The sequence below is a fragment of the Streptomyces sp. NPDC003016 genome (genome assembly GCF_053591455.1).
In genome coordinates this window covers 58452-83013 of the sequence record NZ_JBSFTV010000015.1, presented here as the reverse complement: position 1 = coordinate 83013, position 24562 = coordinate 58452, and the positions used below count along the sequence as shown (strand labels likewise).

Sequence of the window (24562 nt, the reverse complement as noted above, 5' to 3'; positions counted from 1 at the left end):
TGCAGCACTCCCTACCCGCTGTGCGCGCGCCTATGCACAGGGTTTCGAACCGCGTCAGTGCCCGAGGTGTTTGCGCATGCGACCGTGCAGGTCCGCGATGCGCTTTCCGCGCTTGGGCTTCGCCTCGATGTGGCCGAAGACCGAGTAGCCGTTGACCACCACGACCGGCGCCTCGGGGTTGCGGGCTTCGAGGGTGTCGACCTCGAAGTTGCCGAAGACCCCGGTGCCGCTGCCGCGCAGCGTGATGTTCTCGGGGACGCAGACTTCGACGTTGCCGAAGATCGAGGTCACGTTGATCACGGTCAGCCGCTGCCCGAAGAGCGCCTCGGTGAGGTCGATCTCCACGCTGCCGAAGAGCGCGAAGACGTTGGTCCTGCGGCCGATCCGCCACCGGCCCCTGCGCGTGGAGCTGCTGAAGACCGCGACCAGGTGCTCCGCCGAGACCGGCGCCGAGGGATCGTCCGGGGCGTACGCCGCCGTGGCCGTCTCGCGACGGGTGTCGCCGGGAACGGGCAGGTCCTGGACGAGCGGCTCCAGTTCGGCGACGGTCTTGGCGCGGTAGACCGCGTCGATGCGGTCGGAGTGCTCCTCGGCGGTCAGCCTGCCCTCGGCCATGGCGTCGCGCAGGATGTCCGCGATCCCGTCGCGGTCCGCGTCGGACGCGCGGAGCGCGGGCTCGCGGGGGGTGGGCGCTGGATGGTTCTTGTCGAGGTCCACCGCCCCAGCGTACCCAAACGCGATAGATCGCGACTAGTGCGGAAGCCCGGCAACTGAGCCCTACCTCACAGGCCCGGCGCCGCGCCGGAGTCTTACGCTGGTGGACGCGCTGCGCCAATGGAGGCCAGTCGCCGTCTGCCGAGTGAGGAATGGCCGTAATGCCAGAGTTTGCGTACTCCGATCTGCTCCCCCTGGGAGAGGACACCACGCCGTATCGCCTGGTGACCGCCGAGGGTGTCTCCACCTTCGAGGCCGACGGCCGTACGTTCCTCAAGGTCGCACCCGAGGCGCTGCGCACCCTCGCCGCCGAGGCGATGCACGACATCTCGCACTACCTGCGGCCCGCGCACCTCGCCCAGCTGCGCCGGATCATCGACGACCCCGACGCCTCCTCGAACGACAAGTTCGTGGCGCTGGACCTGCTGAAGAACGCGAACATCGCGGCGGCGGGCGTCCTGCCGATGTGCCAGGACACCGGCACGGCGATCGTCATGGGCAAGCGCGGCCAGAACGTCCTGACGGAGGGCGGCGACGAGGAAGCCCTCTCGCACGGCGTCTACGACGCGTACACCAAGCTCAACCTGCGCTACTCGCAGATGGCCCCGCTGAACATGTGGGAGGAGAAGAACACCGGCTCGAACCTGCCCGCGCAGATCGAGCTGTACGCGACCGACGGAGGCGCGTACAAGTTCCTCTTCATGGCGAAGGGCGGCGGCTCCGCCAACAAGTCCTTCCTCTACCAGGAGACGAAGGCAGTCCTCAACGAGACCTCCATGATGAAGTTCCTGGAGGAGAAGATCCGCTCGCTGGGCACGGCCGCCTGCCCGCCGTACCACCTGGCGATCGTGGTGGGCGGTACGTCGGCCGAGTTCGCGCTCAAGACCGCGAAGTACGCCTCCGCGCACTACCTCGACGAGCTGCCCTCCGAGGGCTCGCCGACCGGCCACGGCTTCCGCGACAAGGAGCTGGAGGAGAAGGTCTTCGAGCTGACGCAGAAGATCGGCATCGGCGCGCAGTTCGGCGGCAAGTACTTCTGCCACGACGTGCGCGTGGTGCGGCTGCCGCGCCACGGCGCCTCGCTGCCCGTCGCGATCGCCGTGTCCTGCTCGGCGGACCGCCAGGCGGTCGCGAAGATCACGGCCGAGGGCGTCTTCCTGGAGCAGCTGGAGAAGGATCCGGCGCGGTTCCTGCCGGACACGACGGACGAGCAGCTCGACGAGGCGGGGGACGTCGTCAGGATCGACCTCAACCGGCCGATGGACGAGGTCCTCGCCGAGCTCACCAAGTACCCCGTCAAGACACGGCTCTCGCTGACCGGCCCGCTCGTCGTCGCCCGCGACATCGCGCACGCCAAGATCAAGGAGCGGCTGGACGCGGGCGAGGAGATGCCGCAGTACCTGAAGGACCACCCGGTGTACTACGCCGGTCCCGCGAAGACCCCCGAGGGGTACGCGTCCGGTTCCTTCGGGCCGACGACGGCCGGCCGGATGGACTCCTACGTCGAGCAGTTCCAGGCGGCGGGCGGCTCCAAGGTGATGCTGGCCAAGGGCAACCGCAGCAAGCAGGTCACGGACGCCTGCGGCGCGCACGGCGGCTTCTACCTCGGGTCGATCGGCGGGCCGGCCGCCCGGCTCGCGCAGGACTGCATCAAGAAGGTCGAGGTCGTCGAGTACGAGGAGCTCGGCATGGAGGCGGTCTGGCGGATCGAGGTGGAGGACTTCCCGGCGTTCATCGTGGTGGACGACAAGGGCAACGACTTCTTCACCGAGCCCGCCCCGGCCCCGACGTTCACCTCGATCCCGGTACGGGGTCCCGGCCTGGCGTAACAGCGCCCCTGCCCCGGTCCCGCCCCGGCGACTGCCCCCGGCCCCGCATCGCGGTCGGGGGCAGTCGCCGTTCTCACCCTCACCTCCCTCTGCTTCCGTGGAGTCCTCCGCGGAAGCGGAGTCCGGCAGAGGGGTCCCTCCGTGAGCACGCTCGCCGACCCGGCCGACATCGGACAGACGGAAGCCGCCGAGGAGTTCGCGTCCGCCCCGCCGGTCCGGCAGGTGGCCGACCGGTTCGCGGGCGTACTGGCCCACGGGCTCGGCCCCGAGCGGGAGCGCACCCGGGCCCGGCCGGAGGTCCTGCTGACCGCCGGCCGTCCCGACGACGGGACCGGCGCCGAGCCGCGGCGCGCAAGGGAACGCTTCGTCGAGCAGGCCCGCCCGTTGGCCGCCGGGCTCGGCAGCCCGGACCCCGTGGCGGGCGGGCGGATCGCCGTGGCATCCGCCGAAGGGCTCACGCACGACGGGGTGGTCCGGCCGGGGAGCGACACCACCGGCCGGGCCGTACTCCGCCAGGCGCTGGGGACCGCCCTTGCCGCCCTGGCCACGCCGCCGTGCGGGCCCCGGTGAGGGGGCCCGCACCATCGCGCCGCGCCGCCCCGGTTACGCGAACCGCTGGTTCGCCGCGCCCGTGCAGGGCTGGAGCCGCAGCGGGTCCTTCGCCGCCGCGAGCGTCACGCACAGGCCCGTCGACGCCGCCGGGCGGATCGTGGAGCCGTCACGCACGAACTGCTGGTTCGCCGCGCCCGAGCAGTCCCAGAGGACCAGGCCCGTGCCCGCCTCGTACTCCGCCCCGGGCACGTCGAGGCACCGGTCGTGGCTCAGTTCCGTGCGGAGCGACTTCCGGTCGGTGTCGTACCACCAGCCCTGGTTCCGGCCTCCGTGGCAGTCCCAGCCGCCGACCGCCGTCCCCTTGCGCGTCGTCGATCCGGGGACGTCGGCGCAGGTGCCCGTCCCCGTGTTCTTCAGCGGCTTGTACGCGTCGTCCCACGCCCCCGCGAAGAGCACCGGCTTTCCCGTACTCGCCGGGTCCGCGCAACTCGCCTCGCGCAGAGTGGAGTTGTAGAGCTGGGTGACACAGGACGCGAAGGCCGCGTGGCCGCGGATGTTCGGGTGGAAGGACTGGCGGACCGAGTTCTCGTCCGGGAGGCCCGGCTTGGACAGGTCGATGTAGAGGCCGCGCGCCCAGGGGTCCTCCATGCACACCTCGTGGCCGTGGAAGAGGCGGGAGTTGTCGAGGTAGACGGAGCCGGTACTGGCCGCCGCCCTGCGCATGCCGCGCTCGAAGGCCGGCACCGCGCTGCCGCGGCCCCAGGCCGCGTCCGAGTCGTACCCCGCGCAGCCTCCGGGGATCTTGCCGGGGAAGTCCGGGTTGTCCTTGATGTCGGGACCGATGGGGCTGGGGTAGCCCATCACGACCATCTTGTAGTCGCCGTCGGCGTATCCGGCGTCGCGCATGACGCTGCGCAGGTCCCGGACCGTCTGCTCCACCTTGGGGACGAGACCGTCGACGCGTGCCTGCCAGCCCGGGGCGTACTTGGGTTCGCAGGGGCCCTGGACGGTCAGCCAGCGCGTGACGCAGTCCGTCATCACCGGGCCGAACTGGAGGTCGTCGTTGGCTCCGGCGACCAGCAGGACCATCTTGATGCGGGTGTTGCGGGCCTTGACGGCCAGATTGTCGCTCTGGACCAGTTCGTCGGCGTACTGCCTGGTTCCGCCGATCCTGATGTTGCCGGTGTACGCGCCCGAGCAGGAGACGTTGTACGTGACGTCGGCCGGGATGCCGGTGCGGTGGATCGCGGCGTCCGGCGAGCGGTGGCACCAGTTGCCGGGGCGGTTGGTGGCGGGGTCGTACGTGCCGACGCCCTCGCCGGATATCTCGCTGTCGCCCAGCGAGATCAGCCCGGTCCTGCGCTGGTCCATGGGCCGCTCGGCCGGGTCGCCGTAGAGCCGGGTGGCCTCGGCGGCGCGGACCGCCTCCAGTTCGGCCGGAAGGGGGGTGGACGCCGATGACATCCTGTCGGCGGCGGTGGCGGGGGCCGTCGCCGCCAGGCCGCCGACGGCCGCCGCGAGCGCGGCGGTCGCGGCGACCGTGGAGCGAAGGACCGTAGAGCGGAGTGCCGTAGGGCGAAGTCTGAGCCGTGTGCGCTGCATTGCGCCTCCCCGGTTTGTTGTTAACCCCGGTATTTACTGGCGGGTAGGCGACTTGGGAATACGCAGAACAAGACAAGTGCTCAACTTTTTCGAACTTTCCACAGGAGGTACGTGATCATGACGACCGACGAGCACCGCGACGGCCACCGGGACGACTACCGCGTCGAGCACGACTCGATGGGTGAGGTACGGGTCCCGGCGCACGCCAAGTGGCGGGCCCAGACCCAGCGGGCCGTGGAGAACTTCCCCGTCTCCGGGCAGCGCCTGGAGCGCGCCCACATCGAGGCCCTGGCCCGCATCAAGGCGGCCGCCGCCCAGGTCAACGCCGAACTCGGCGTACTCGACAAGGACATCGCGCGGGCGATCCAGGAGGCGGCCGGGGAGGTCGCCCAGGGGCGGTGGGACGAGCACTTCCCGGTGGACGTCTTCCAGACCGGCTCCGGCACGTCCTCCAACATGAACATGAACGAGGTCGTCGCCACGCTCGCCACCGAGCGCCTCGGCAGCCCCGTCCACCCCAACGACCACGTCAATGCCTCCCAGTCGTCCAACGACGTGTTCCCGTCGTCCATCCACATCGCGGCCACCGCCGCCGTGACGGGCGATCTGATCCCGGCCCTCGACCACCTCGCGGCCGCCCTGGAGCGCAAGGCGGCTCAGTTCGCGGACGTCGTCAAGTCGGGTCGTACGCACCTGATGGACGCCACGCCCGTCACCCTCGGCCAGGAGTTCGGCGGCTACGCGGCGGCCGTGCGCTACGGCGTGGAGCGGCTGCGGGCCTCCCTCCCCCGCCTGGCCGAACTGCCCCTCGGCGGCACGGCGGTCGGCACCGGCATCAACACCCCGCCCGGCTTCTCCGCCGCCGTCATCGCCGAGATCACCCGCGCCACCGGGCTGCCGCTCACCGAGGCCCGCGACCACTTCGAGGCGCAGGGCGCGCGGGACGGACTCGTCGAGACGTCCGGCCAGCTCCGTACGGTCGCGGTCTCCCTCACCAAGATCTGCAACGACCTGCGCTGGATGGCCTCGGGGCCGCGCACCGGATTGGCCGAGATCAGCCTTCCGGACCTCCAGCCGGGCTCCTCGATCATGCCCGGCAAGGTGAATCCGGTCGTTCCCGAGGCCGTTCTGATGGTCGCGGCTCAGGTCACGGGCAACGACGCGACGGTCGCGGCGGCCGGCGCCGCGGGCAACTTCGAGCTCAACGTCATGCTCCCGGTGATGGGGAAGAACCTCCTGGAGTCGGTGCGGCTGCTCGCCAACGCGTCCCGGCTGCTGGCCGACCGTACGGTCGACGGCATCACGGCCGACGTCGAACGCGCCCGCACGTACGCGGAGTCGTCGCCGTCCGTCGTCACCCCGCTCAACCGGTACATCGGCTACGAGGAGGCCGCGAAGGTCGTCAAGAAGTCCCTCGCCGAGCAGAAGACCATCCGCGAAGTCGTCCTGGAGTCCGGGTACGTCGAGCGGGGCGACCTCACCGCGGCCCAGCTCGACGAGGCACTGGACGTGCTGCGCATGACGCACCCGTGACGTACCCCTGACGTACCTCTGCACACACCTCCGGCGCAGCCGTGACCTCGGTCGCAGCGCCCCGCCACCCGTACTCCTAAGATCTGCTCATGACAGATACGGCGGGTGAGACGGGCGGGGCGCGCTGGGTGCCGGGGGACCACATCCTCTGGCGCTACCGCGGCAACGCCTCCGACCGGATCCACATCTGCCGCCCCGTCACGGTCGTCCGCGACACCGACGAGATCCTCGCGGCGTGGATGGCACCGGGCACCCCGTGCGTGCGGCCGGTGCTGGCGGACGGTACGCCCGTGCACGAGGAGCCGCTCGCCACCCGCTACACGGCGCCGCGCACCACGACCACCTCGCGGTGGTGGGGCACCGGCGTGCTGAAGCTGGCGCGGCCCGGCGAGCCCTGGTCGGTGTGGCTGTTCTGGGACCAGGGCTGGCGGTTCAAGAACTGGTACGTGAACCTGGAGGAGCCGCGCACCCGCTGGTCGGGCGGGGTCGACTCCGAGGACCACTTCCTCGACATCGCCGTGCACCCGGACCGCGCCTGGCAGTGGCTCGACGAGGACGAGTTCGCACAGGCCCGCCGGGTCGGGCTGCTGAGCGCCGCCCAGGCACGGCGGGTACGGGCCGCGGGGCGGGCCGCGGTCGACGTGATCAGCGCGTGGGGCGCCCCGTTCCGCGACGGCTGGGAGCACTGGCGGCCCGATCCGAAATGGGCCGTGCCCCGATTGCCCGATGACTGGGACCGCACTCCTGTTCACATGGCACCGTGAGACCCTTGATACGCCCCCATGGGTCAAACGTAGGATCGTCTTCCGCAACATCGAGCGCACTGGACGCACTGGGCCCGCCGACAACTGGCGGTCCCCCAAAAGGAACTGACCGTATGTCACCACAGGGGGGTGGATCCGTGCCCGCGAGCAAGTCCGCGGAGTTCCGGGACCGCCACCCTGTCGAGGCCGCCCGCAGAGCGGGTATATCGCCCCACAGAGCGATTGCCTCGCACAAGCTCCCCGGACGGACGGAACCCCACGCGTGACGGAGCACCAGTCCACCTCGCACGAAGGCCGGCAGCCCCTGGTCGCCAGGCCGCACGAGCGCACCCGGCCACGGCAGGAGGAGGCGTCCGCGGTGGTGCCGAGTCCCGCGGCGGCTCCCACGCCGGCCGCCGACGGAGTCCCGGAGCCCGTCGGGGTGACCAGAGGAGAGGGAGACCGGCTGCGGTTCGTGGGGGCGGCGACGCGGCGGATCGCGCGCGGCATCGACCTCGACGAGATCGTGCTCGGCCTGTGCCGGGCGTCCGTGCCGACCTTCACCGACGCGATCCTCGTGTACCTGCGCGACCCGCTCCCCGTCGGCGACGAGCGTCCCGCCGTGCCGTTCATGCTGCGCCTGCGCCGTACCGACCGGCTGCGTTCGGCCGACGACGGGACCGAGGAGCTCGACCTCCAGGCCGAGCCGATGCCCGCGCCGCAGCTGTGCGAGGTACGCAACGGCGGGGCCCTCGCCGAGGTACTCAGGGGCGTACGCCCGGTGTTCGGCGACTCCGCGTCCGCCCGGGCGGCCCTGTCCGAGCTGCTCGGGGACTCCATGGGTCTGCCGGGCGGACGCCGTGCGATCCTGGCGCCGCTGCGCGGCCGGCGCCGGGTGATCGGCGCCGCCGTGTTCCTGCGCCGCCCGGAGCGGCACGCCTTCGAGGCGAACGACCTGCTGGTCGCCGCCCAGCTGGCGACGCACACGGCGCTCGGCATCGACAAGGCGGTGCTGTACGGGCGTGAGGCGTACATCGCCGACGAGCTCCAGCGCACCATGCTGCCCGACTCGCTCCCCCAGCCGACCGGCGTCAAGCTGGCCTCGCGCTACCTGCCGGCCGCCGAGACGGCCCGCGTCGGCGGTGACTGGTACGACGCGATCCCGCTGCCGGGCAGCCGCGTCGCGCTGGTCGTCGGCGACGTCATGGGGCACTCCATGACGTCCGCCGCGATCATGGGCCAGCTGCGGACGACGGCGCAGACCCTCGCCGGTCTCGACCTGCCGCCGCAGGAGGTCCTGCACCACCTCGACGAGCAGGCGCAGCGGCTGGGCTCGGACCGCATGGCGACCTGCCTGTACTGCGTGTACGACCCGGTCTCGCACCGGATCACCATCGCCAACGCGGGGCACCCGCCACCCGTACTGCTGCACCTGGGCGGCCGGGCCGAGGTCCTTCGGGTGCCGCCGGGCGCTCCCATCGGCGTCGGCGGGGTCGACTTCGAGGCCGTCGAGCTGGACGCCCCGGCGGGCGCCACGCTGCTGCTGTACACCGACGGGCTGGTCGAGTCGCGGCTGCGGGACGTGTGGACGGGCATCGAGCAGCTGCGGGAGCGGCTCGCCGCCACCGCCCAGCTGACGGGGCCCGACCACTCCCCGCCGCTGGAAGCCCTGTGCGACGACGTACTCGACATGCTCGGGCCCGGTGACCGCGACGACGACATCGCGCTGCTCGCCGCCCGTTTCGACGGGATCGCGCCGAGCGATGTCGCGTACTGGTTCCTGGAGCCGGAGGAGCAGGCGCCCGGCCGGGCCCGCAGGCTGGCGCGGCGCGCACTGGTGCGCTGGGGTCTGGAGGAGCTGAGCGACTCGGTGGAGCTGCTGGTCAGCGAGGTGGTGACGAACGCGGTGCGGTACGCCGAGCGGCCCGTGACGCTGCGGTTGCTGCGTACGGACGTACTGCGCTGCGAGGTCGGCGACGACTCGCCGCAGCTGCCGAGGCAGCGGCGGGCGCGGGAGACGGACGAGGGCGGGCGCGGGCTCTTCCTGGTGAACCGGCTGGCGCGACGGTGGGGCGCGACACGGCTGTCGTCCGGCAAGGTCGTCTGGTTCGAGCTGGCCACCCGCTCGTAGCCGCTCCGCGGCTCGGTGCGTACGGCTGCGGCGGACACCCCGGGGTGTCCGCCGCGGCCGTGTGGCGCGCTGTCCGTCAGGGCGCCCGTCAGCGTGGTGTCCGTCAGGGGCGCGGCGGCCGGGTGTCGTCGCGGCCGCCGATGTCCGTGCCGCCCTCGGTGATGCCGCCGTCGGTGTCGCCGCCACCGGTGTCCCCACCCGTGTCGCCCCCACCTGTGTCGCCGCCACCGGTGCCCCCACCCGTGTCGCCCCCACCCGTGTCGCCGCCACCGGTGTCGCCGCCGTCCGTGGCACCGCCGTCGTCCGCACCGCCGTCGGTGCCCTCGGTGTCACCGCCGCCGGTGGTGGACGGGCTGGCCGTCACGGTCGGGTCCGGGGACTTGCTCGTCGGCGTACGGCTCGGGGGCGTGCTGGACGGCGTATCGGCCGGAGGCGTGGTCGGGGTCGCCGGGGGCGTGGTCGGCGTACGGGTCGGTTCGGGGATGTCGGTCGGCGGGGGCGAGTAGGCGTCGTCCGGGTCGATCTCCAGGTCGAAGTCGGCGTCGGAGCCGCCGTCCAGGGCGCCGCGGGTGTAGTCCGCCCAGATCTTGGCGGGGAAACCGCCACCGCTGGCGCGGCCGGCGTTGGCCGTACCGGTCAGGGAGACCTGCCCGCCGCCCTGCTTCGTGGACTCGCCGAAGATGGCCACCGCCGTGGAGAGTTCGGGGGTGTAGCCGACGAACCAGGCGGAGCGGTTCTTCTCCGACGTGCCGGTCTTGCCCGCCGCGTTGTAGACCGGGCTGTAGACCTGGCGCCCCGTACCGTTCTTCACGACTCCGGTCAGCACCTTGGTCACGCTGTCCGCCGCCGACCGGCCGATGACCTGCTCGGCGGCCGGCTCGGGGAGAACCACCCGGCCGCCCTCGCGGTCCTTGTGCTCCGCGGACTTCACGATGGTCGGCGTGACCTTCTTGCCGTGGTTGTCGAGCGTCGCGTAGACGCCCGCCATGTCCATCGTGCTGGCGCCCATCACACCGAGGGACATGGCGGGGCGCTCGTCGAAGCCGCCCTTGTCCTCCATGCCCAGGCCGAGGGCGGTCTCCTTGACGCGCGCGGGGCCGACGTCCACGGCCATCTGCGCGAAGACGGAGTTGACCGAATTGGCCATGGCCTGCTCGACGGGGATGGGGCCGAAGCTCCTGCCCAGGTCGTTCTGCGGGGCGAAGGGGGTGGGGCTGCCCTCGACGGGGCGCTTGCTGGTGCCGTCGTAGATCGTGTGGGGCGTGATCGGCTCGCCGTCCTGCGTCTTGGAGTCGTTCTCCAGGGCGGCGGCGAGGACGACGGGCTTGAAGGTCGAGGCCGGCTGGTAGTCGGAGCGCGTGGCGTTGGAGAGGTAGTGCTTGGTGGCGCCCACGCCCCCGTACAGCGCGACGACCTTGCCGGTCTTCGGGTCCACCGAGGTCGCGCCGGCCTGGAGGGTCGCGTCGACCTTGTTCTTCTTGCGGTCGAGCTGGGACTCCAGTTGCCGTTCGACCGCCCGCTCCAGCGCGTTCTGGCGCTTCTCGTCGATGTTGAGCGTGATCGTCCAGCCGCCCGCGTCGAACTCGGCGTCGCTGACGCCCTGCTTCTTCAGCTCGGCCTTCGCGGCGTCGACCATGTAACCGGTCTGGCCCTCCATACCGGCGGCGCCCTTGGGGTTCTGCGGTATCTCGAACTTCATGGCGTCGCGCTCGGTCCGGTCGAGCGCCTTCATCTCGATCATGTTGTCGAGTACGTAGTTCCAGCGCTCCTCGACCAGCTTCCTGCTGGTGGGGCTCGCCACCGCCCAGTCGTACTGGCTGGGGGCCTGGAGGAGCGCCGCGAGGTACGCGCCCTGTTCGACGCTCAGCTTCTCGGCGTCGACGCCGTAGTACGCCCGGGCCGCGGCCTGGATGCCGTACGCGCCGCGTCCGAAGTAGCTGGTGTTGAGATACCCGGCCAGGATGTATTCCTTGCTCTGCTTCCGGTCCACCTTGATGGAGATCACAAGCTCCCTGAGCTTGCGGGTGACCGTCTGGTCCTGGGTGAGGTAGTAGTTCTTGACGTACTGCTGGGTGATGGTCGAGCCACCCTGCTTGCCCTTGCCCGTGACGGTGTTGAGCAGGCCGCGCGCGGTGCCCCTGAAGTCGACGCCGGAGTCCTTGTAGAAGTTCTGGTTCTCGGCGGCGACGAAGGCGGTCTGTACGTCCTTGGGGATCTTGGCGAGCGGAAGGATCTCACGGTTGACCTCGCCGGACCGGGCCATGATCTCGCCGTCGCTGTACTTGTAGACGTTGCTCTGCAGCTTGGCCTCGGCGTTGGCCGCCGGCACCGGGACCCAGATGTACAGGGCCACGAAGACGCCCATCAGGAGCAGGCAGAGCCCGAAGAAGGTGCCCAGCATCTTCTTCCAGGTGAAGAAGCGGCGTATGCCTCCCGCCTTCTTCGCCCGGCGCGCACCGCGCTTCCGGTCCTGTCGCGCTTCCGCTCGGCCCATTGGTCCGTAACTCCGCTCGTCGAGTCCCCCGGATGTCAGCTCAGAAAGCTAACACCGCACCTGCGGACAAAGGGCTGCCGATCCGCTCTTTTCCGTACGTGACAATCAGCACCTGTCTCACTGGAACCGACTCACGAGGGGGCTCCAGGGTTGCGAAAACCCTCGCACAGGTTTCCGGACGCCAAAAAAGTGATATCACTTTGCTAGAACAACCGGACCACCACCAGCGCACGAAACCGGGGGGACCACCATGCCCACGACCAGCCCGTCCGTACCGACCGACCTGCCCGAGATGCCCGCACCACGCGTCCGCGAGAGGGCCGCGCACAGCATCGGCGGCGGCCTCGCCCTGCTGCTGGGGCTGCTGGGGCTGCTCGCCGGGGCGGCCCTCGCCGTCCTCGGCGCCACCCTCACCACGACCGGCCCGAAGGCCGCGCTCATCGTCGCCGGCATCCTGGTCGCCTTCGCCGCGTTCCTCGCGATGTGCGGCCTCAACATGGTCGCGCCGGGCGAGGCCCGCGTCGTCCAGCTCTTCGGGCGCTACCGCGGCACCATCCGCACCGACGGGCTGCGCTGGGTCAACCCGCTGACCACCCGCTCGAAGATCTCGACCCGGATCAGGAACCACGAGACCGCGGTCCTCAAGGTCAACGACGCCTACGGCAACCCGATCGAGCTGGCCGCGGTCGTGGTCTGGAAGGTGGAGGACACCGCGCAGGCCACGTTCGAGGTCGACGACTTCCTGGAGTTCGTCGCCACCCAGACCGAGGCCGCCGTACGCCACATCGCCATCGAGTACCCCTACGACGCCCACGACGAGGACGGCCTGTCCCTGCGCGGCAACGCCGAGGAGATCACCGAGAAGCTCGCGGTCGAGCTGCACGCGCGCGTCGAGGCGGCCGGGGTCCACATCATCGAGTCCCGCTTCACCCACCTCGCGTACGCGCCCGAGATCGCGTCGGCGATGCTCCAGCGTCAGCAGGCCGGCGCGGTCGTCGCGGCGCGCAAGCAGATCGTCGAGGGCGCGGTCGGGATGGTGGAGATGGCGCTCACCCGGATCGCCGAGCAGGACATCGTCGAGCTCGACCCGGACCGCAAGGCGGCGATGGTCAGCAACCTGATGGTGGTGCTGTGCGGCGACCGGTCCGCCCAGCCTGTCCTCAACACCGGCACTCTTTACCAGTGACGGACGAGACTCCCCAGCGGAAGCAGCCGCAGCCGCAGCGGCAGCGCAAGCAGGTGCTGCTGCGGCTGGATCCCGTCGTGTACGACGCCCTGGCCCGCTGGGCGTCCGACGAGCTGCGCAGCGCGAACGCGCAGATCGAGTTCCTGCTGCGGCGGGCGCTGTCGGAGAGCGGCAGGCTCCCCGGCGGGGCGGCGCCGATCCGCCGCCGGGGGCGGCCTCCGAAGGCGCCGGACACGGACGCGGATACGGATACGGATACGGATACGGAACCCCCGGCCCCGTAGGAGCCCCGGCCCTGCGGGGCCGTTCCCCACCCCGCCCCCTGCCCGTCACCGGGGCCCCGCCCCGGACCCAGCACCTCAGGTGCCCAAGGGGCTGGATTCTCCAGCCCTTCCGGTGTTCGAGGGCACACCCGAAGGGCCCCTTCTCACCCCGCGCCGGCCACCACCCGCACCGGCAGCCTCCGCATCGCCTCCCGCAGCGCCTGCGCGAACGTCTCGAACTCGCTCTGGCGCGCCGCCCCCGTCCGCATCGCCAGCGCGACCCGGCGCGACGGCGCCGGGTCGGCGAAGCACCCCGTCACCAGCTGGTCGTTGCGGTCCGTCTCCACCTTCACCGCCGTGCGCGGCAACAGCGTCACCCCGAGCCCGCCCGCGACCAGCTGCACCAGCGTGGAGAGGCCGGCGGCGGTCGTCGTGACCGGTGCGCCCTGGGTGCGGCCCGCCTCCCGGCAGATGTCGAGCGCCTGGTCGCGCAGGCAGTGCCCCTCGTCGAGCAGCAGCAGAGGCAGCTCCCTGAGCGCCTCGCGCGGTATGTCGGCGCGCCCGCCCAGTCCGTGGCCCCGCGGTGTGACCAGCACGAAGTCCTCGTCGAACAGCGGCAGTTCGGCCACCCCCTGCACCCCGAGCGGCACCGCGAGCAGCAGCAGGTCGAGCCGTCCCGCCGCCAGTCCCTCCAGCAGCGAGGACGTCTGCTCCTCGTGCACCTGGAGGTCCAGTTCCGGATACCGCTCGTGTACGAGGGTGAGCACCGTCGGCAGCAGGTACGGCGCCACCGTCGGGATCACCCCGAGCCTGAGCACCCCGGTGAAGGGCGCCCGTACCGCCTCCGCCTCCTCCATCAGCTCGCCCACCGCGTCGAGCACGGCCCGGGCCCGCACCGCGAGCCGCTCCCCCGCCGGAGACAGCAGCACCTTGCGCGTCGTACGCTCGACGAGCTGCACGCCGAGGGTCTCCTCCAGCGCCGAGACCGCCCCGGACAGCGCCGGCTGGCTCATGCCGATCGCGGCGGCAGCGTCCCTGAAGTGCAGATACTCGGCGACGGCGGCGAACGCGCGCAGCTGCGCGAGGCTGGGCTGCTTGCCTTTGCCGCCGTTCCCGCCACTCCCGGCACCACTGGCCACTGATAACCACCTCCGATCGGATCAAGCCAGTCTAGCTATTTCCGCGATCAATGCTTCTTGTGTCACTGTGGGGATCCGTCCAACCCCCAGGAAACTCCCGTAACGGGATTTCCTTCTCTGCAAGGAGCGCGTGTGCTCACTGTTGGTGACCAGTTCCCCACGTACGACCTCACTGCCTGTGTGTCCCTGGAGGCCGGCAAGGAGTTCGAGCAGATCAACCACAAGTCCTACGAGGGCAAGTGGCGCGTCGTCTTCGCGTGGCCCAAGGACTTCACCTTCGTCTGCCCGACCGAGATCGCCGCCTTCGGCAAGCTGAACGACGAGTTCGCCGACCGCGACGCGCAGATCCTCGGCTTCTCCGGTGACTCCGAGTTCGTGCACCACGCCTGGCGCAAGGACCACCCGGACCTGACCGACCTGCCGTTCCCGATGCTGGCCGACTCCAAGCACGAGCTCATGCGCGACCTCGGCATCGAGGGCGAGGACGGCTTCGCGCAGCGCGCCGTCTTCATCGTCGACCCGAACAACGAGATCCAGTTCACGATGGTGACCGCCGGTTCCGTGGGCCGTAACCCCAAGGAGGTCCTCCGGGTCCTCGACGCGCTCCAGACCGACGAGCTGTGCCCGTGCAACTGGACCAAGGGCGAGAACACCCTGGACCCCGTCGCCCTGCTGTCGGGTGAGTGACTGACATGGCACTCGACGAACTGAAGTCCGCCGTACCGGACTACGCCAAGGACCTGCGCCTGAACCTCGGCTCGGTCATCGGCAACAGCGACCTCCCGCAGCAGCAGCTGTGGGGCACGGTCCTGGCCTGCGCGATCGCCTCGCGCTCGCCCAGGGTGCTGCGTGAGCTGGAGCCGGAGGCGAAGGCCAACCTCAAGCCCGAGGCGTACACCGCCGCCAAGTCCGCCGCCGCGATCATGGCGATGAACAACGTCTTCTACCGCACGCGCCACCTGCTCTCCGACCCGGAGTACGGGACGCTGCGCGCCGGTCTGCGGATGAACGTCATCGGCAACCCGGGCGTCGAGAAGGTCGACTTCGAGCTGTGGTCGCTCGCGGTCTCCGCGATCAACGGCTGCGGCCAGTGCCTGGACTCGCACGAGCAGGTCCTGCGCAAGGCCGGTGTCGAGCGCGAGACGATCCAGGAGGCGGTCAAGATCGCCGCGGTGATCCAGGCCGTCGGCGTGACCATCGACTCCGAGGCCGTCCTGGCCGAGTAGTCGGCAGTACGCACGTACGGGGAAGGGCCCCGCGGACATCGCGTCCGCGGGGCCCTTCCCCGTACGTGCGTACGTCAGCCCCGCAGCGCGTCCATGAGATCGCGCATGTCCTCGATCATGAAGGGTGGAAGCGAGGACAGGTCCGGCTCGGAGTACTCGGCGTCGGACATCTTCTCCTCGTCCCCCTGGTATTCGACGTTGGCACTGACGTCGAGCGTGAACACCGCTCCACCGTCCAAGACCTTGAGCTGCGAACCCGTTGCGTCGCTCCCCGTCGTCAGATAGGCCTTCTCGCCCAGGCCGGGCACTTCCTCCGGTCTCGGCGGCAGCCCGTCGCTCCAGTGCGGTTCGTTGACGATGGCTTCGAACTCCGGCTCCGGATCGCTCTTCTTGTGTATTTCGGCCACCAACTGGGCTTCGTAGTGCACGCTGAACCCGTCCTCGGTCGGCTTTCCGGTGGGCTCGAAGCCGAAATTACAGGTGATCTTGTCCAGAGCACTGTGCTCACTCACCGTCTCGGTCGGGTCACCGGACCGCTTCCCCAGGTTCACCGTCAGGGCGCTCAGCTCGGCCTTCCCGCACAGCCCCTCGCCCACCCGGTAGCCCCGCGTATCGACCGCCTCCTGCGATCCGTACGCGTACAGTCCGCCCGCCCACACCGCCGAGGCGGCCACCGCGCCGCCCACGGCCCACAGCCACGGCCGGCGGCCGTGCGGCGCCCCGGGGTGTTCCCCGGCCGTGCTCGTCACGGTCTCGGGAGCCTGCGCGGCCGGGAAGTCCCCCACCAACTCCGGTTCGGAGATCATTCCTGGGCCACCGCGCTCTCCCCCTGCACCGGCACCTGCGCGGATGCCGGCGCGGGCGCGGGCGTCGGCGCCGGCCCGACCGCTGTCGCGCCCCGCGGCTCCGGCGCCGTGTGCAGCGCCGTCTCCATGCTGTACGTCCGCAAGTAGCCGACCACCGTGTTGGTCACCGCCACCAGCGGCACCGCCACCACCGCGCCGCCGATGCCGGCGACCAGACCGCCCGCCGCGACCGCGAGGACGACGGCCAGCGGATGCACCCGCACCGCGCGGCCGAGGATGAACGGCTGGAGCACGTGGCCCTCGAGCTGCTGTACGGCCAGTACGACGATCAGCACCATCAGCGCCGTGAACACGCCCTGCGTGACCAGCGCGACGACCACCGCCAGCGCGCCCGACATGACCGCGCCGACCAGCGGGATGAAGGCGAACAGGAAGATGAAGACGGCGAGCGGCACGGCCATCGGTACGTCGAGGAACCAGATCCCGAGACCGATGAAGATCGCGTCGATCAGGGCCACTATCACCGTGCCCCGCACGTACGCGGTGAGCGTGCGCCACGCGCGCGGCCCCGCGCCCGCGACACCGGGCCTGGCCTGCGCGGGCACCAGTTTGAGCGTCCACTGCCAGATGCGCTTGCCGTCGTACAGCAGGAAGAGCGTCGAGAACATCGCGAGCAGTATTCCGGTGAGGAACTCGACGATCACGGTGACGCCCTGGAGGCCCGCCGAGGTGATCTCCTCGGTGTTGGTGGCGACCGCGTCGGTGAGGTTGTCCGCGATGTCGTTGATCTGCTTCTCGGTCACGTGGAACGGGCTGTTGAGCAGCCAGCGCTTGAGCTCCTCGATGCCGTCCTTGAGGCGGTCGGAGAGGTTGTCGATGTTCTCCATGACCTGCCACACCACGAACCAGCCGACCAGGCCCATGACGACGAAGCCGAGGACCGCGGTGACGGCGGTGGCGAGACCGCGCGGCAGTCCGGTCCTGCGCAGCCGGGCGACCGTGGGCTGGAGCATCGCGGTGACGAGCAGGGCGGCGGCGAAGGCGAGGACCACCAGCTGTACGGCGCTGATGATCTTCATCAGCACCCAGAGCGTGCCCGCCAGTACGAGCAGCCGCCAGCTCGCCTCGGCCGCCACGCGCATCCCCCACGGGACGGCGGCGACGGGGTCGGGCCGGGCCGCGACGGCGGGGGCGTAGGCGGGCGGCGCGGGGACGTGCTCGACACCGGCGGCGTCCGCGGAGCCGTACGGCGGCGCACCGCCGGGGCCCGCGGCGTCGTCGTCGGCCTCGGCCTCGGCGCGGCGCTCGTTCAGCCGCTCCCCGATCCGGGTCAGTCCCGCCCCCAGCCGGCCGAGCCATCCCGGCTGTGTCTGCGGCTGTGGCTCCGGCTGCGGCTGCGGCTGCGGCTCTGGCTGTGCTGACATGTCGCTCTCTCTTCTTCCCCGTCGCGCGCTCCCCCGGGGGAGCCACCGGACCCGACCGTACACGCGCAGAACCCCCCACCGTAGGACGGTGAGGGGCTCTGCGAGGTTGAGCTGCCGCCGGTACTAGTACCAGTGGTTGGCCTGCCAGAACGACCAGGCGCCGCAGGGGCTGCCGTAGCGCTCGTCCATGTAGTTCAGGCCCCACTTGATCTGGGTGGCGGGGTTGGTCTGCCAGTCGGCGCCCGCGGAGGACATCTTGGAGGCGGGCAGCGCCTGCACGAGGCCGTAGGCACCGGACGAGGGGTTGCTCGCCTGGTAGTTCCACGTCGACTCGTGGTTCACGATGTTGCTGAAGCACTGGAACTGGTCGCCCGGCACCATCTGCCGCGCCATCGCCTGGACCTCGGCGACGGTGTAGGAGCTCTTCGCGGAGAAGCTGGTGGCGTCACGCGTGGCGGAGCGGCTGGCGGCCTGCTCCTTCTGCTCCTCGCGCTCCTTGGCTTCCGCGGCGGCCTTCGCCTTCGCTTCCTCGGCCGCCTTGCGGTCCGCTTCGGCCTTCGCCTCGGCGGCCTCCTTCTTGGACTTGGCGTCCTCGGCCGCCTGGAGGCGGGCCGATTCCTCCGCGGTCTTCTTCGCGTTCGCATCGGCGGCATAGGCCTGTGCGTCGGCCTGCTGCGTCAGGGACGCGGTCTGCACCTGGGCCTGCTGGCCGGCAGGGATGTCTGCGAGGAGCGTCATGTCGGCTGCGGTCGCCTCGAAGTTCTCGTTCGAGGGCTGAGTGTCGCCCGAGGCGACGCCCACGACGGCGCCGACAGTGGTGACCGCGGTAGCCGAAGCCACGGCGAATCCCCGGACCGAAATCCGGCTCACACGGTTTCCTTCCAGCAGTGCCCGCTCGGGTGACCTCGCGGACGCAATCGTGCCCCTGGCACTGGCCTTCCCCCGCGTTGGTTCGGGAAGGCGCGGACCCGGTGGGCAACTCCTCTGCGGGAGCGCCGCGTAGTGACTCGGGCGGCATACGGCGACGGCTGTTGAGTTGTGTGGTGCCGCATCCTCAGTGAGGAGGCGGCGTACTGGTGTGCCGTATGCGGGGCCTGACGGAAGCAAGACTCTGCCGGAAGCGGACGCCGGGAAGCAATTATTCGTTGCGTGGGAAAGCTCACACGCCGTTTACCCCACTCGTTTCACCGAAACTTCCCCGCAGCACGACGCCGCCCGGCTAGGATCTTGCGCCCGGCCGGACGGCGCCAACCGCCTTTCCCCTCTTATGTGATGAGAGGGGTCAGAGGGAGATCAGAGGACTCAGAGGTGCACGTCCTCCAGCATTTCGGTCACCAGCGCGGCGATCTGCGAGCGCTCCGAGCGAGTGAGGGTGACGTGCGCGAAGAGCGGATGGCCCTTCAGCTTCTCGACGACGGCGACCACTCCGTCGTACCGGCCGACCCTCAGGTTGTCGCGCTGGGCGACATCGTGGGTCAGCACCACCCGTGAATTCGCCCCGATCCGGGACAGAACGGTCAACAGGACGTTCCGTTCCAGCGACTGGGCCTCGTCCACGATCACGAACGCGTCGTGCAGCGAGCGGCCCCGGATGTGCGTGAGCGGCAGCACTTCGAGCATGCCGCGCCCCAGCACTTCCTCGATCACCTCGCGGCCCGCCACGGCCGACAGCGTGTCGAAGACCGCCTGCGCCCAGGGGCTCATCTTCTCGGACTCGGAGCCGGGCAGATAGCCGAGCTCCTGCCCGCCCACCGCGTACAGCGGCCGGAAGACCATCACCTTCTTGTGCTGCCGTCGCTCCAGCACCGCCTCGAGACCCGCGCAGAGCGCCAGCGCCGACTTTCCGGTGCCGGCGCGCCCGCCCATCGAGACGATGCCGACGTCCGGGTCGAGGAGCAGGTCCAGCGCTATCCGCTGCTCGGCGCTGCGCCCGTGGATGCCGAACGCCTCCCGGTCGCCGCGTACGAGCCGGACCGTGCCCTCGGCGGTCACCCGGCCCAGCGCCTTGCCGCGCTCGGACTGGATGACCAGGCCCGTATGGACGGGAAGGTCCGCGACGGCCGGTTCGTACACCGTCTCCTCGGTGTAGAGCAGGTCCACCTGCTCGGCGGAGAGCGTCAGTTCCGCCATCCCGGTCCAGCCGGAGTCGGTGATGGCGAGCTCCGCCCGGTACTCCTCGGCGAGCAGTCCGACCGAGGACGCCTTGATCCTCAGCGGCAGGTCTTTCGACACGACGGTTACGTCGAACCCCTCGGCCTGGAGGTTGCGTGCCACCGCCAGGATCCGTGAGTCGTTGTCCCCCAATCGATAGCCGGCCGGGAGCACGCCGGGATCGGAGTGGTTGAGCTCCACACGGAGCGTTCCGCCCAGGTCGCCCATCGGGATGGGGGCGTCGAGGCGTCCGTACCTGATCCGGCAGTCGTCGAGCAGGCGCAGGGCCTGCCGGGCGAAGTAGCCGAGTTCCGGATGGTGCCTCTTGGCCTCCAGCTCCGTGACCACGACGATCGGCAGCACGACTTCGTGCTCGTCGAAGCGGGACATGGCGTTGGGGTCGGCCAGCAGGACGCTGGTGTCGAGAACGTAAGTGCGCCTGTCGGGCATGCGGCGCTTTGTGCTGGTCACCACGGAAGGACGTACCCCCTCTGAAGACGAGCCTGAGGTCGGGGTGCGACGGCGTCGCGAGCGGTGGGACCGGGCTCGGACCGCGATGCGCGGGCCGAACTCCGGCCCTCCGCTTCGTCCACGCTCCGCGCGTGGTCGTCCTGGTGCAAAGGGCCTCCCGGGCGAGCGGGCTTGCCGCTCACTGAGATACGGCGTCCGTGGACCGGACGTCGACCTGGAAGGGGTATTCCCTCTCTCGCCCGTCGTCATGCCATGGCATATGACACCTCGTGAGGCGGGAACCCTCCCGCGCCTCCCGGCGTACGCACGAGCGCCGCGGATCAGGTCCCGTAACGCCGGTGGCGGGCCGCGTAGTCCCGCAGGGCGCGCAGGAAGTCGACCTTGCGGAAGGCCGGCCAGAAGACTTCGCAGAAGTAGTACTCCGAGTGGGCGCTCTGCCAGAGCATGAAGCCCGAGAGCCGCTGCTCACCGCTGGTGCGGATCACCAGGTCCGGGTCCGGCTGGCCGCGCGTGTAGAGGTGCTCCGAGATGCGCTCGACGTCGACGAGCTCGGCGACCTCCTCCAGGGAGGTGCCCTTCCCGGCGTGCTCCATCAGGAGGGAGCGCACGGCGTCCGCGATCTCCTGGCGGCCTCCGTAGCCCACGGCGACGTTGACGAGTATCCCGTCGTTGCCGATCGTGGCCTGCTCGGCCTCCTTGAGTACGGACTGGGTACGGGCGGGCAGCACGTCCAGCGTCCCGACGTGGTGCACGCGCCAGCGGCCGTCGGCGGCGAGGTCACGGACCGCGCCCTCGATGATGCCGAGCAGCGGCGTCAGCTCGGCCTCGGGGCGGTCCAGGTTCTCGGTGGAGAGCATCCAGAGCGTGACGACCTCGACGTCCGTCTCGGCACACCAGCCGAGCAGCTCCTGGATCTTGCTGGCGCCCGCCTTGTGTCCCTGCTCGGTGGTGCCGCCGGACGCCTTCGCCCAGCGCCGGTTGCCGTCGAGGATCACGCCGATGTGCTTGGGCACCTGGTCGTGGTCGAGGCGGCCTTCCACCCGGCGTGCGTACAGCCTGTACACCAGGTCGCGCAGGTTCACTGGGTCTCACCTCATGGCGTCGTGCGTGTCGGTCGTCCCGCGGGACCATCAGGCACGCGCGGCCGTTGTCCGCCGCACACGTGCAGTCCCGAAGCGGCCACACTACTGCGCGGCCGTCCCGGCGGCCCAACCCGGCCTGTCACAAGTCCGTGATAAGGAGGGGAATGTGACTGATTCCCCTTCGTACCTCGCCGCCGGTGACCGTTACGACTCCATGGAGTACCGGCGCACCGGCCGCAGCGGTCTCAAGCTGCCCGCCGTCTCGCTCGGCCTCTGGCACAACTTCGGCGACGACCGCGCGCTGGACTCGCAGCGCGCGATCCTGCGCCGCGCGTTCGACCTCGGTGTCACGCACTTCGACCTCGCGAACAACTACGGCCCGCCGGCCGGCTCCGCCGAGCTGAACTTCGGGAAGATCTTCGCCCAGGACTTCGCCCCGTACCGGGACGAGCTGGTCATCTCCACCAAGGCCGGCTACCTGATGCACCCCGGCCCGTACGGAGAGTGGGGTTCGCGCAAGTACCTGCTGTCCTCGCTGGACGCCTCGCTGTCCCGGATGGGCCTCGATCACGTCGACATCTTCTACTCCCACCGCTTCGACCCGGAGACCCCGCTCGAGGAGACGATGGGCGCGCTGGCGTCCGCGGTGAAGCAGGGCAAGGCGCTCTACGCCGGTGTGTCGTCGTACAACTCCGAGCAGACCGCCGAGGCGGCCGGGCTGCTGCGGGAGATGGGCGTACCGGCCCTGATCCACCAGCCCTCGTACTCGATGATCAACCGCTGGACCGAGGACGACGGCCTGCTCGACACCCTGGAGGAGGCCGGCATGGGCTGTATTTCGTTCGTGCCGCTCGCGCAGGGGCTGCTCACCGGGAAGTACCTGAAGGGCATCCCGGAGGGCTCGCGCGCCACACAGGGCAAGTCGCTCGACCCGCAGCTGCTGTCGGACGAGGTCGTACGCCGTCTGAACGGGCTGAACGACATCGCGGCGCGGCGCGGCCAGTCCCTCGCCCAGCTGGCGCTGTCGTGGGTGCTGCGCGACCCGCGCATGACGTCGGCGCTGATCGGCGCGTCGAGCGTGCGGCAGCTGGAGGAGAACGTCGCGGCACTGGGCGGGCCCGCCCTGTCCGACGGGGAACTGAAGGAGATCGACACCTTCGCGGTCGACACCGAGGGCACCAACATCTGGGCCGGGCGGGGCTGACGGCACTGACGACACAAAAAACGGGCCGGTCCGTGGGGGGGATACGGACCGGCCCGAGGGGGGGTTTCCACCATAACCCTTCGTAAGGGGTGCTCGGGGCCGCGCCCCGCCAAAAGTCAGTCCTGATTTTTTTCGCGCAGGCGACTGGACGGCTACCGGGCCAGTCGGCCCTAGGGAAAATACGCTTCTGCAGGCCGCTCCCCGTAACCCCCAAGAGCTAACCTGGCGGAGGGACCCGACTTGACGCTCCGCTTACGGCCGGGACACTCACCGCTCTCCCCGCCCTCCGCGCCGCCACCTTCCGCGCCCGCCCTGCGCCCGTCCCGCGGTCCGTCCCGCACTCCGCCCTACGCCACGTCGCGGTGCTTGAGGGCGAGGATCTGGTCCATGTGCCGGGTGGCCCAGGCGCCGAGCGGGCCGAGAGCCTCGTTGAGGCCCTCGCCCATCTCCGTGAGCGAGTACTCGACGCGCGGCGGGACCTCCCGGTACACCTCGCGGTGGACGACGCCGTCCGCCTCCAGCTCGCGCAGCTGCTGGATCAGCATCTTCTCGCTGACGCCGGGCACCTGGCGCTTGAGCTGTCCGAAGCGGAGGGTGCCGTCGTGGTCCAGCGCCCAGAGGATCAGTGCCTTCCACTTGCCGCCCACCACATCCATCGCGGCGTCGATGCCGCAGACGTAAGGCCCGGTGTCGTTGCTCACTGCCAACTCCTCTGTCCGTACCGGCTGTTGCCGACTGTACGGGAGCGGATGACGGCACGGCAGGGCCGCTCGTCGGGGAGGCGGCGGGGCCGGGGGCAGTCCGGGGCGGCCCCGGGTCAGTAGCGGAGGGCCGCCGCCAGTCCCTGGGCGTCCGCCAGGGACTCGTCGGGGACGAAGACGACCTCGCCGTCCGCGGACAGCACCGTCTCCACCAGGGAGTCGACGATGTCCTCCTCCGCGCCCTCGGTGTCCGCCTCCGCCTCGTCCAGCAGGGTGAGGGTCGCGCGCTGTGCGCCCTCGACGGTCTCGGGACGGGCCGTGACGCGCAGCCCCTCCTCGACGACGAGCAGCGCGACCCGGCCCTCGCCCGCCGCCTGCCACACGTCCTGCACGCCCGCCGCGTAGCGCTTGCCGCTGCGGGCCTCGTCGAGCGCGTGCCGCGCGCGCGCCGTGTCGCCGTCGGCGAGGGCCTGGCGGGCCGGGGCCAGCTGGGCGGAGAGTTCCGCCGGCGTCGTGTGCGTCAGCCCGCCCACCTCCAGGTCGACGACGATCGCCTGCCCGTGGCTGGTGACCTCGCGGTAGATCGAGAGGTGCTTGCTCAGCCCGACCAGCACGACCGGCAGCGGAGTGGCCCGGAGCACGCCCGTGAGCTTCCTGTCGGCGTCCATGAGCATGTTCCGGAAGTCCTGGGTGGTCCACTGGCCGCCGTCACGGCTGGGCGCCTTCTCGCGCTCCGCACCCGACGAGACGACCGGGAAGTCCGACTCGTGGTCCTCGGTCACCCGGTCGCCGTGCCCGCGCCACAGCCGCACCTCCCCCGTGCTGAGCACGAGGACCAGGTACGGCCGCTCCCGCGCCTCCAGAGCGACCAGGTTGCGGGTGAGGTACGTCGTATTGATCACGATGCGCTCGGGCACGGGCCCGCCGACGAGGAAGCTCCGGTGCTCCTCGGGCGAGGCGTAGATGACGAGGCCGCCGCCGAAGTACTCCGGGTCGAGCTCGTCGGCGGCGGCGGCCAGGTGCTGGGTGACCGCGGCTGCCTGGGCCTTGGTGACCTCGGGGTCGTCGGCGAGGCGCTTCTCGGCCTCGCCGAGGAGGTTGCGCAGGCGGATGTCGTCCTGCTGGCTCTCCGGCCAGTGCCGGTGCGTGGGCAGTGTGACCGATACCGCCGGGTACGGGCGGGGCTTGCGCAGTTCGGCGAGCAGTTCCGGGGTGGGGCGGGTCGGCTGCGTCATTCGGGCACTCCTGGCTGCGGCTGCGGCGGTGGATCGCGGGCAGGCGGCTTCCCGTGCCGCCCGTCCGTCCATACGT

General features: G+C 70.7%; 21 protein-coding genes. 10 read left to right on the top strand and 11 right to left on the bottom strand.

The window, feature by feature from the left end; translation table 11 throughout:
- Nucleotides 1–54: 54 nt before the first annotated feature.
- A complete protein-coding gene (locus ACWDZ4_RS15350; RefSeq protein WP_451508881.1) occupies nt 55–717 on the bottom strand; it encodes a DUF1707 SHOCT-like domain-containing protein in 663 nt (220 codons plus the stop codon).
- A 149-nt stretch (nt 718–866) separates the two neighbouring features.
- On the opposite strand from ACWDZ4_RS15350, the gene ACWDZ4_RS15345 reads away from it, so the two are divergent.
- Both ACWDZ4_RS15345 and ACWDZ4_RS15340 read left to right on the top strand, forming a co-directional pair.
- Nucleotides 867–2543: a fumarate hydratase gene (locus ACWDZ4_RS15345; protein ID WP_451508880.1), complete on the top strand. Its 1677-nt coding sequence runs from the start codon at nt 867–869 to the stop codon at nt 2541–2543.
- A 141-nt stretch (nt 2544–2684) separates the two neighbouring features.
- Nucleotides 2685–3113 (top strand): hypothetical protein, encoded by a 429-nt coding sequence (locus tag ACWDZ4_RS15340; RefSeq protein WP_451508879.1) that lies wholly within the window; start codon nt 2685–2687, stop codon nt 3111–3113.
- A 33-nt stretch (nt 3114–3146) separates the two neighbouring features.
- Here ACWDZ4_RS15340 and ACWDZ4_RS15335 read toward each other — a convergent pair whose 3' ends face one another.
- Nucleotides 3147–4697, bottom strand: a complete 1551-nt coding sequence (locus tag ACWDZ4_RS15335) for a ricin-type beta-trefoil lectin domain protein (RefSeq protein WP_451508878.1) — start codon at nt 4695–4697, stop codon at nt 3147–3149.
- Between the two features lie 117 nt (nt 4698–4814).
- Between ACWDZ4_RS15335 and ACWDZ4_RS15330 the strand changes: the two genes are divergently transcribed.
- The 3 genes from ACWDZ4_RS15330 (at nt 4815) to ACWDZ4_RS15320 (ending at nt 9104) form a co-directional block, all read left to right on the top strand.
- Nucleotides 4815–6230 (top strand): class II fumarate hydratase, encoded by a 1416-nt coding sequence (locus ACWDZ4_RS15330; RefSeq protein WP_451508877.1) that lies wholly within the window; start codon nt 4815–4817, stop codon nt 6228–6230.
- Nucleotides 6231–6319: 89 nt separating this feature from the next.
- The gene (gene fomD / locus ACWDZ4_RS15325; RefSeq protein WP_451508876.1) at nt 6320–6994 is read left to right on the top strand and encodes a cytidylyl-2-hydroxypropylphosphonate hydrolase; all 675 of its coding nucleotides are present in this window, start codon (nt 6320–6322) and stop codon (nt 6992–6994) included.
- Nucleotides 6995–7256: 262 nt separating this feature from the next.
- Nucleotides 7257–9104 carry a SpoIIE family protein phosphatase gene (locus ACWDZ4_RS15320; protein WP_451508875.1) on the top strand — a complete coding sequence of 616 codons (1848 nt, stop codon included), beginning with the start codon at nt 7257–7259 and terminating at the stop codon, nt 9102–9104.
- A gap of 103 nt (nt 9105–9207) precedes the next feature.
- On the opposite strand, the gene ACWDZ4_RS15315 is transcribed toward ACWDZ4_RS15320, so the two are convergent.
- Nucleotides 9208–11598: a transglycosylase domain-containing protein gene (locus ACWDZ4_RS15315; protein ID WP_451508874.1), complete on the bottom strand. Its 2391-nt coding sequence runs from the start codon at nt 11596–11598 to the stop codon at nt 9208–9210.
- Nucleotides 11599–11848: 250 nt separating this feature from the next.
- Here ACWDZ4_RS15315 and ACWDZ4_RS15310 point away from each other — a divergent pair, with 250 nt between their 5' ends.
- Nucleotides 11849–12784 (top strand): SPFH domain-containing protein, encoded by a 936-nt coding sequence (locus tag ACWDZ4_RS15310; RefSeq protein ID WP_451508873.1) that lies wholly within the window; start codon nt 11849–11851, stop codon nt 12782–12784.
- The gene (locus ACWDZ4_RS15305) at nt 12781–13068 is read left to right on the top strand and encodes a hypothetical protein (RefSeq protein WP_451508872.1); all 288 of its coding nucleotides are present in this window, start codon (nt 12781–12783) and stop codon (nt 13066–13068) included. Before ACWDZ4_RS15310 ends, ACWDZ4_RS15305 begins: the two co-directional genes overlap by 4 nt.
- Nucleotides 13069–13211: 143 nt before the next feature.
- Here ACWDZ4_RS15305 and ACWDZ4_RS15300 read toward each other — a convergent pair whose 3' ends face one another.
- Nucleotides 13212–14186 carry a hydrogen peroxide-inducible genes activator gene (locus tag ACWDZ4_RS15300; RefSeq protein WP_451508871.1) on the bottom strand — a complete coding sequence of 325 codons (975 nt, stop codon included), beginning with the start codon at nt 14184–14186 and terminating at the stop codon, nt 13212–13214.
- 132 nt (nt 14187–14318) lie between these two features.
- Here ACWDZ4_RS15300 and ACWDZ4_RS15295 point away from each other — a divergent pair, with 132 nt between their 5' ends.
- The gene (locus ACWDZ4_RS15295) at nt 14319–14873 is read left to right on the top strand and encodes a peroxiredoxin (RefSeq protein WP_450260635.1); all 555 of its coding nucleotides are present in this window, start codon (nt 14319–14321) and stop codon (nt 14871–14873) included.
- Between the two features lie 5 nt (nt 14874–14878).
- A complete protein-coding gene (locus tag ACWDZ4_RS15290; protein WP_344497229.1) occupies nt 14879–15412 on the top strand; it encodes an alkyl hydroperoxide reductase in 534 nt (177 codons plus the stop codon).
- 74 nt (nt 15413–15486) lie between these two features.
- Here the strand turns inward: ACWDZ4_RS15290 and ACWDZ4_RS15285 are convergent, their stop codons facing one another.
- The 5 genes from ACWDZ4_RS15285 to ACWDZ4_RS15265 form a co-directional block, all read right to left on the bottom strand.
- On the bottom strand, nt 15487–16218 hold the full coding sequence (locus ACWDZ4_RS15285) for a hypothetical protein (protein ID WP_451508870.1): 732 nt from the start codon (nt 16216–16218) through the stop codon (nt 15487–15489).
- Nucleotides 16215–17642 carry an AI-2E family transporter gene (locus tag ACWDZ4_RS15280; RefSeq protein ID WP_451508869.1) on the bottom strand — a complete coding sequence of 476 codons (1428 nt, stop codon included), beginning with the start codon at nt 17640–17642 and terminating at the stop codon, nt 16215–16217. The genes ACWDZ4_RS15285 and ACWDZ4_RS15280 overlap by 4 nt, the downstream gene beginning before the upstream one ends.
- A 123-nt stretch (nt 17643–17765) precedes the next feature.
- Entirely contained in the window at nt 17766–18512 is a 747-nt protein-coding gene (locus ACWDZ4_RS15275; RefSeq protein WP_451508868.1) for an aggregation-promoting factor C-terminal-like domain-containing protein, read from the bottom strand.
- 432 nt (nt 18513–18944) lie between these two features.
- Nucleotides 18945–20267 (bottom strand): PhoH family protein, encoded by a 1323-nt coding sequence (locus ACWDZ4_RS15270; protein ID WP_451508867.1) that lies wholly within the window; start codon nt 20265–20267, stop codon nt 18945–18947.
- Between the two features lie 317 nt (nt 20268–20584).
- Nucleotides 20585–21346: an isoprenyl transferase gene (locus ACWDZ4_RS15265; protein ID WP_344497210.1), complete on the bottom strand. Its 762-nt coding sequence runs from the start codon at nt 21344–21346 to the stop codon at nt 20585–20587.
- Between the two features lie 166 nt (nt 21347–21512).
- On the opposite strand from ACWDZ4_RS15265, the gene mgrA reads away from it, so the two are divergent.
- Nucleotides 21513–22550 (top strand): L-glyceraldehyde 3-phosphate reductase, encoded by a 1038-nt coding sequence (mgrA, locus tag ACWDZ4_RS15260; protein WP_451508866.1) that lies wholly within the window; start codon nt 21513–21515, stop codon nt 22548–22550.
- A gap of 347 nt (nt 22551–22897) precedes the next feature.
- On the opposite strand, the gene ACWDZ4_RS15255 is transcribed toward mgrA, so the two are convergent.
- Nucleotides 22898–23257 (bottom strand): winged helix-turn-helix transcriptional regulator, encoded by a 360-nt coding sequence (locus ACWDZ4_RS15255; protein WP_451508865.1) that lies wholly within the window; start codon nt 23255–23257, stop codon nt 22898–22900.
- Between the two features lie 110 nt (nt 23258–23367).
- Entirely contained in the window at nt 23368–24486 is a 1119-nt protein-coding gene (locus tag ACWDZ4_RS15250) for a baeRF3 domain-containing protein (RefSeq protein WP_451508864.1), read from the bottom strand.
- Nucleotides 24487–24562: the final 76 nt, after the last annotated feature.